The organism is Terriglobia bacterium, assembly GCA_036496425.1.
Taxonomy (GTDB): domain Bacteria; phylum Acidobacteriota; class Terriglobia; order 20CM-2-55-15; family 20CM-2-55-15; genus 20CM-2-55-15.
Genome location: DASXLG010000269.1, coordinates 1 through 3,186, shown reverse-complemented (window position 1 = coordinate 3,186; position 3,186 = coordinate 1). Strand labels below are relative to the sequence as shown.

Annotated in this window: 3 protein-coding genes; all 3 read left to right on the top strand. The window is 56.0% G+C overall.

Going from position 1 to position 3,186, the window contains the following annotated elements; genetic code table 11:
• On the top strand, positions 1–1,348 hold a 1,348-nt coding region (gene tssI / locus VGK48_19535), incomplete at its 5' end, for a type VI secretion system tip protein TssI/VgrG (protein HEY2383373.1).
• 3 nt (positions 1,349–1,351) lie between these two features.
• Complete coding sequence (locus VGK48_19530; protein ID HEY2383372.1) at positions 1,352–1,900, top strand: Twin-arginine translocation pathway signal; 549 nt, start codon at positions 1,352–1,354, stop codon at positions 1,898–1,900.
• A 22-nt stretch (positions 1,901–1,922) separates the two neighbouring features.
• On the top strand, positions 1,923–3,186 hold a 1,264-nt coding region (tssK, locus tag VGK48_19525), incomplete at its 3' end, for a type VI secretion system baseplate subunit TssK (protein HEY2383371.1).

Sequence of the window (3,186 nt, the reverse complement as noted above, 5' to 3'; positions counted from 1 at the left end):
GACCATCGTGGATCGTACTCCGTCGGCGACGGACTGTATCGAGAATCAAGTCTCCTACTCTGCCACTTCTCCGGAAGGTGTTGTCGCCGATTCCTCCGTCTGGTCGCTGTTTCGAACCGATCAGGTCTATACGCCCAAAGTCGCTCTCACCGACTACAATTTCGAAACGCCCTCCATGAATTTGCTCACCTCGACGCAAACGATACACAAGACGAGCGGGCAAGAAGAGAAGTTCGATTATCCGGGCGGTTTCGGAACCCAGGACGGCGGCACGACCTACGGCAACGTCCGCATTGAGGAGCTCGAAACTTTCACCCTGGTCGTCAGAGGTGAAAGCAATTGCGCCAGCTTTACTAGCGGATTGCAGTTCACCCTCTGCGACCACTATCGAAACGACACAAATCAGGCTTATCTGCTGACGTCCGTGGAACATTACGCGTCCGCTCCGAACTTCGTCGCCGGCCAGGGAGAGGATCTGTCTTATAAGAACCGCTTTGAAGCGATTCCTCAGAGCGTGAATTTGCGCCCGCCGCAGCGCACCCGTAAGCCTCTGGTCGCCGGCTCTCAAACTGCTGTCGTAGTTGGCCCCAGCGGCGAGGAAATCTATGTCGACAATTACGGCCGGGTAAAGGTTCAGTTCTTCTGGGATCGCGACGGGAAGAAAGATGAGAAAAGCTCGTGTTGGGTTCGCGTCTCCCAGATCTGGGCCGGCAAAAACTGGGGTTGGATGACGATCCCCAGAATTGGTCAGGAAGTTGTCGTTGATTTCCTGGAAGGAGATCCGGATAAGCCGCTCATCGTGGGACGCATCTACAATGCCGAGCAAATGCCGCCCTACACATTGCCTGACAATTCCACCCAGTCCGGCATAAGGAGCCGAAGTTCCAAGGGCGGTGGTACTTCAAACTGCAACGAAATTTGTTTCGAAGACAAAATGGGCAGCGAGCTGCTTTCTGTCCATGCGGAAAAGGACATGCTCACGGAAGTTGAGAACGATGATACCCAAACCGTAGACCATGACCGCATCATCACCGTGAAAGGAAAACACACGGAAACCATCACCGGCGATACCGCCATTGTCATCCAGCAAGGAAACCATGCGCTGACCCTGAATCAGGGGAACCAGAGCACCAAGATCGATCTCGGCAGCGAAGCGCATGAAGCAATGCAGCAGATCGAGTTGAAGGTAGGGCAAAGCAGCATCGTCCTGACCCAGCAAGGCATCACCATCAAAGGCCTGCAGATCAGCATTCAGGGAACCATCCAGCTCGAAGCGAAAGCTGCCATGACTACGGTCAGCGCCGACGGTATTATGACCGTCAAAGGCGCTATGACCATGATTAATTAAAAGATGGCGGAAACGAAAGAACGGTTGAGCGGTCTTTCCTCTGAGACGCTGGCATTAGCCGGATTAAGCGACGACGCAATATGCGTTTTGAGCGAATACTCCACGCCCATGGCTAATGTTGAAAAGCTGTCGAGTGTTGGCCTTTTCCCGGATGCCATCAAGTACTTGGCGCATTCCCTCGAAGGCCGGTCTTGTATTGTCTGGTCGCTTTCCTGCGCGCGCCGGCTTCAGGCGAATGCAACCCCGGTGGAGCAGAACGCGTTGCTGGCGGTGGAGAAATGGCTGGCCGAACCGACCGACGCCCATCGCCGCGCCGCTCAGGCTGCCGCCGAAGAGGCGCGGCTCTCCAGCGCCGCCGGCTGCATTGCCATAGCTGTCTTCTTCTCGGAAGGCAGCATCGCTCCGCCTGAAGTTGTCGCCGTTCCGGCTCCGCCGCGGATCGCGCAAAAAATCGCGGCTGCCGGCATTATCCTCGCCGTGGTGGAAGACCCCGAAAAGGCGTCCGACCGTTATCGGAGCTGTGTGCAGCTTGGGCTCCAAGCTACAACCTGAGCGTCTGTTAACTTAAAATCCTATGAAGCGGCTTCAGCCTGTAATCTGGTCCAAAGGCACCTTTCTCACGCCTCAGCACCTCCAGATCCAGGACCGCTTTATCGAAAGTACGCTGCAGTTTTATCTGCAGTCGCTGGTCTTTCAGCCTTGGGGATTTCACGAATTGAGCGTGGATCAGGAGGCCCTTGCGAACGGCAGCTTCCACATCAGCCGCGCCAGCGGCATCGTTGCCGACGGACTACTCTTCGATATTCCCGATTCCGATCCGGCGCCTCCGCCGCGCGATATTGTCGATTGCTTCGAAGTAGACAAAGACACCTTGGATTTGTTTCTTGCCATTCCTCCTTACCGCGAGAAAGGGATGAATGTTTCGGCCCCGCAGGCCCACGGCGACACCCGGTATCGGGCCGAGTACACCCTCATGCGCGACGAAAATACCGGACTCTCCGAGAAGCCGGTTCAAGTCGCGCGCAAAAACTTTCGCATCCTGACGCGGGAAGAGCTGCGTGAAGGAAATTCAGCGCTGCGCGTCGCCACTGTTCGCCGCACGCCCGCCGGGACCTACGGCCTCGATCCCGTGTTCGTCCCTCCGCTGCTCGATTTTGCCGCCAATCCCTATCTCTTCTCCGTGGTGCGGCGCGTCATCGAGATTCTCTCCGCCAAAAGCAGCCAGCTATCCGGGTTGCGCCGTCAAAAGAATCAGAGCCTCGCGGACTTCACCGCAGCGGATATCGCGAATTTTTGGCTGCTCTATACCATCAATTCGTCTTTCCCTCTGCTGAATCATCTCTTCGCCGCCAAGACCGGCCACCCCGAACGGCTCTTCACCACCCTGCTCGAGCTAGCCGGCGCCCTCACCACTTTTTCGACGGTCATCCATCCTCGCGATCTCCCCACCTACGATCACGATAATCTGTCGTTCTGCTTCTCCGACCTGGATGAAAAGCTGCGCATTCTGCTGGAAACCGTGGTCCCCAGTAACTTTGTCTCGCTGCCTTTGAAGCTCATTAAGACTTCCATCTACGGTGCCTCTATTAACGATGATAAGTACCTGAACAACACAAAGATGTATCTCGCCATCAATGCCGAGGTAAGTCAGCCCGAGTTAGTAACCCGGGCGCCGCAATTGATCAAAGTATGTTCTGCCGATCACATCGAGCATCTCGTACGGCAGGCGCTTCCCGGACTTAGCCTGACCCACGTCGCTGTTCCACCCAGCTCCATTCCAATGAAGCTGAATTATCAATACTTCAGCCTCGGGCAAGGCGGACTGGCCTGGGAAGCAA

Coding starts and splice junctions, on each gene's coding strand:
- VGK48_19530 (HEY2383372.1), top strand. CDS start 1,352: ATGGCGGAAACGAAAGAACGGTTGAGCGGTCTTTCCTCTGAGACGCTG.